The sequence below is a fragment of the Anoxybacillus ayderensis genome, assembly GCF_000833605.1.
Taxonomy (GTDB): Bacteria; Bacillota; Bacilli; order Bacillales; family Anoxybacillaceae; genus Anoxybacillus; species Anoxybacillus ayderensis.
This window is the reverse complement of sequence record NZ_JXTG01000072.1, coordinates 1-624: the sequence shown is the minus strand read 5'-3', so window position 1 is coordinate 624 and position 624 is coordinate 1. Positions and strand designations below refer to the sequence as shown.

The 624-nt window shown below is 53.5% G+C and carries 2 rRNA genes; both read left to right on the top strand.

Annotated features, from left to right (window positions below):
* Positions 1-294: ribosomal RNA gene (locus JV16_RS14995) — 23S ribosomal RNA — on the top strand; the annotation flags it as partial.
* A 208-nt stretch (positions 295-502) separates the two neighbouring features.
* A 5S ribosomal RNA gene (rrf, locus tag JV16_RS14990) occupies positions 503-619 on the top strand.
* The last annotated feature ends 5 nt before the right edge of the window (positions 620-624 follow it).

Here is a 624-nt window from a genome sequence, read left to right as displayed (position 1 = left end):
GGTCCCTATCCGTCGCGGGCGTAGGAAATTTGAGAGGAGCTGTCCTTAGTACGAGAGGACCGGGATGGACGCACCGCTGGTGTACCAGTTGTTCCGCCAGGAGCACAGCTGGGTAGCTATGTGCGGAAGGGATAAGCGCTGAAAGCATCTAAGCGTGAAGCCCCCCTCAAGATGAGATTTCCCATCGCGTCAAGCGAGTAAGATCCCTTGAAGATGACAAGGTAGATAGGTCCGAGGTGGAAGCGTGGCGACACGTGCAGCTGACGGATACTAATCGATCGAGGACTTAACTAAGCACATGAGAAAAGCGGAGAACGGTTCTTGACGTAGTCAAGAAAACATCCGACGGAGCCAAAAGCTTTTGACGAAGACGTGCGTGCACGTCGAACGGAAAAAGCGAAGGCGTAGGAGGATGTTAGTTCGAAGCTAGACACAAGAAAAGCGTAGGCGACTACGCAACCCCTGTTATCTAGTTTTGAAGGAATAATCCTTCATCATATTGCTCGGTGACGATGGCGGAGAGGTCACACCCGTTCCCATCCCGAACACGGAAGTTAAGCTCTCCAGCGCCGATGGTAGTTGGCGGGACACCGCCTGCGAGAGTAGGACGTTGCCGGGCAAAGA